This window comes from Streptomyces sp. NPDC002784 (assembly GCF_053592135.1).
Map to the genome: position 1 here is coordinate 1 of NZ_JBSFVD010000103.1, position 3,837 is coordinate 3,837.

Genomic DNA, 3,837 nt, shown 5'->3' on the forward strand with positions numbered 1-3,837 from the left:
GTGGATGCCCCCCGCGACGTCGATGACGCGACCGTCACCGACGCCGGGCTGACGCTGGCCGAGCAGATCGCCCGCAGCCCGGGCGTGGAGCATGTCTTCTCCTATTGGGGCGAACAGGACCGTCGGCTAGTCTCGCGCGACAACCGCAGCGCCCTGATCGCCGTTGATCTCGCGGGTGACGAGATGGAGGCGACCCGCACCGCAGAGACGCTGGTACCCCAGCTGTCCGGGCAGAAAGGGGAGTTGACAGTATCGGCCACTGGCTCTTCTTGGATCAGTGCCCAGGTGTCGGAGATGAGCCAGGCCGATCTGATCACCGCCGAACTGATCGGCGTACCCCTGGTCATGATCGTCATGCTGCTCGCTTTCGGGTCGGTGACCGCGGCCCTGCTGCCGGCCGTCGTCGGCGGCCTGGCGGTCGCCGGTACCCTCGCGGCCCTGCACGTGCTAGCCCACTTCTACCCCGTCTCCGTCTTCGCGCCGAACCTCGCCACCGCACTGGGCTTCGGACTAGCCGTCGACTACGCCCTGTTCCTCGTCACCCGCCACCGCGAGGAACTCGCCCGCGGGCTGTCCCCCACCGCCGCGATCACCGTCACCCTGCGCACCACGGGCCGTGCGGTCGTTTTCTCCGCCGCCACCATCGCCACATGCCTGGCTGCCCTGCTGTTCTTCCCCCTCACTTTTCTGCACTCCCTCGCGGTGACCGGATTGATCGTCGTCGTCCTGTCCGCCGCCACCGCCCTCTTGCTCCTGCCACCCGCCCTCGTCCTGGTGAGCGGACGTCTGCACCGCGCCCGCTGGCTCAGCCGACCATCCTCCACCCGCACCAATACCGACAGCCACTTCTGGACGCGGATCGCCCGCCTCGCCACCCGTCGCCCCCTGCTGACTGGCGTCGGCACCGCCGCCGTGCTCTTGTGCCTGTTGTCGCCCTTCGGACATGTACGGTTCGGCCCCGCCGACGCACGCGTCCTTCCCAGGGACGCCGAGGCCCACGCCACCTCCCGGCACATCGCCGATGACTTCGACCTGCCCTGGAACCGCACTTTGCAGGTCCTGCTCCCCGAGACCGACGCACTGGACCAGGAGGCGCAGCTCGATACGTATGCCCGCCGCGTCTCAGCGCAGCCGCATGTCGCCGTGGTGGACAGCGCCCTGGGCACCTATCGGCACGGACAACAGGTCAACGGTCCTGGCCCCGCCGCACTCCTCTACACGACACCGGGCTCCACGTGGCTCAGCGTGGTGGCCGACGGACGTCGCGGCCATGACGGGGACCTCATCGAGGACCTGCGCACGCTGCCCGCCCCCGGCCCACGCCTGGTGTCCGGAGAAGCGGCGCGCCAACATGACACGGAGAAGGCACTGGCCGCCAGGTTGCCGCTCGCCCTCATCTGGGTCGCCGTAACGGTATCCGTTCTGCTGTTCCTGCTGACCGGCTCCCTGATCCTGCCCCTCAAAGCCATGGCGGTCGGCCTTCTCAGCCTCGGCGCGAGCTTCGGGATCATCGTCCATGTCTTCCAGGACGGCCACTTGCTGTGGCTCGTCGGCGATGCGACCGTCACCGGCGAGTTGATCCTGCCCGTGCCTGTCCTGATGTTCGTCGTGGCCCTGGGCATCAGCATCGACTACGAGGTGTTCCTTCTGGCCCGGGTTGGCGAGGCATACAGCCAGGGTCTACGGCTTGAGGACGCCGTCGTTACGGGCGTGGCACAGACCTCACGCGTCATCACCGCCGCTGCCGCCCTGGTCGCAACCGCCCTCCTGCCTCTCGTCACCTCCGACCTCACCATCCTCAAGATGCTGGGCCTCGGGCTGGCCCTTGCCGTCCTCGTCGACGCCACCCTCGTGCGCGCCCTCCTGGTCCCGGCGGCCATGTGTCTACTGGGCCGGGCCAACTGGTGGGCCCCAGCGCCCCTCACACATATCCACCAGCGCCTGTTCCCCAACGCTCTTCACCACACACGCAACACGCCCCTTCCCGCACCTCGTCCTCGCGCGTCTGTACCGGATCCAGACTCCGCGACACTGCATTGACAAGGCAGGCTTGACAACCGCCGATGTCTCCTGCCAACTGTGCTGGACCGTTGAGCCGTTGGAGCCGTAGCCGTTCGGAGGCCGTGGTCGACCGCGTGATCGACGGCTGACCTCCAGAGCTAAGTGCCAGGGACAGCAGCTGACTGGCGAGGGCGGAACTGGGGCAGCGGGTTTGTACAGCGAGTGGTGTAACTCGTGGGTTGGTTGTTACCTGCTCCGTGGGGAAGTGGCCGGGGGCGCCGACGGCTTTAGCTTGTCCTACCTTCCAAGCGTGGGTCTGAGGCGATCATTCGTAAGATCGTCGGGCCCGGGGGTTCTGGGTATGGCTGTGAGCTTGTCGCCGTTGGATGGCTCAAAGAACTTGGCCGCCCTGAGCCCCGCGACGACTCGACCGCTAATTGGGATACGCGACTTGATCGCTGTGTAGGACAACGTCGGCGAGGTCGTCTACGGCATCGATGTGTGACGACGAGCTGGCGGAGGTGACCGTGCCCCAGATCTGGGCCGGAGTGGACATCGGCAAGGAACACCACCACTGCGTCGTGGTCGACGAGCGCGGCGAACGCCTCCTTTCACGCCGAGTCTTCAACGACGAACCGGCCCTGCTTGAACTGATCGCAGACGTACTCGCACTTTCCCAGGACGCCCTGTGGGCGGTGGACATCAACCACGGCGGTGCCGCCCTGCTCATCGGCCTCCTGCTCAGCCACGAACAGCCGATGGTCTACATCACCGGCCTGGCCGTGCACCAGGCGTCGGCGGCCTATCGCGGCCAGGGCAAGACGGACGAGAAGGACGCGTTCGTCATCGCCGATCAGGCACGCATGCGCCAGGACCTTGGTCTCCTGCGGCCCGGCGACGAGATAGCCGTCGACCTGCGCACCCTGACCGCGCGCCGCCTCGATCTGGTCAACGACCGCACCCGTCAGACCAACCGGCTGCGGGCTCAACTCCTGGAGTTCTTCCCAGCGTTGGAGCGCGCGCTGAACCTGAGCAAGAAGGGTCCGGTCCTCCTGCTGACCGGCTACCAGATGCCGGCCTCGATCCGTCGCAGCGGCGCCCGGCGGATCGGGGCCTGGCTGAAGAACCGCAAGGTGAAGAACGCCGTCGCGCTCGCCGAGACAGCTGTCGAGGCGGCCAGGGCCCAGCACACCGCCCTGCCAGGAGAGACCCTCGCGGCCGCCATGGTTGCCCGCATCGCCAAGGGTGTGCTGGCCCTCGACGAGGAGATCACCGAACTCGACGCGCTCATCGAGGCACGCTTCAACGAGCACCGACACGCCACGGTGATCCGAAGCCTGCCGGGCATGGGCACCCTCCTCGGTGCCGAGTTCATCGCCGCCACCGGTGGAGACCTTGAGGCTTTCGGCACGGCCGACCGCCTTGCGTCCTTCGCCGGCCTCTCACCCGTGCCGCGGGACTCCGGCCGCGTCAGCGGCAACATGCGCCGTCCGCGCCGCTACCACCGCGGCCTGCTCCGGGCCTTCTACCTCTCCGCGATGGCCAGCCTGAGAACCTGCTCCGCCTCCCAGGCTTACTACGGGCGCAAACGGAACGAGGGAAAGGGACACAAACAAGCTCTGCTGGCGTTGGCCCGTCGCCGGGCCAACGTCTTGTGGGCCATGATCCGCGACGGAGAGTGCTATCAGGTACTACCAACCGTCACTACGACGGCTTGACATCGTCATTGGGAAGTTCTTTATCTAAGCGTTGTCCCGTAAATGGCTTCGGGTATGCCTGCTGACCTGGCTGTTTGCTTTGTCATCCGGCGAGGGTGAGGTTGTGCAGGCGGGCGAT

The 3,837-nt window shown here is 67.0% G+C and carries 2 protein-coding genes; both read left to right on the forward strand.

Annotation, left to right across the window (positions count from 1 at the left end; translation table 11 throughout):
* Positions 1 to 2,040 (forward strand): MMPL family transporter (locus ACWD1Z_RS36695; RefSeq protein ID WP_451125150.1); only part of this gene is annotated, 2,040 nt, incomplete at its 5' end.
* Positions 2,041 to 2,498: 458 nt separating this feature from the next.
* Entirely contained in the window at positions 2,499 to 3,719 is a 1,221-nt protein-coding gene (locus ACWD1Z_RS36700) for an IS110 family transposase (RefSeq protein WP_451125152.1), read from the forward strand.
* Positions 3,720 to 3,837: the final 118 nt, after the last annotated feature.

Excerpts from the sequence above, each read along its gene's own strand:
- ACWD1Z_RS36700 (WP_451125152.1), top strand. The coding sequence starts at position 2,499 with ATGTGTGACGACGAGCTGGCGGAGGTGACCGTGCCCCAGATCTGGGCC.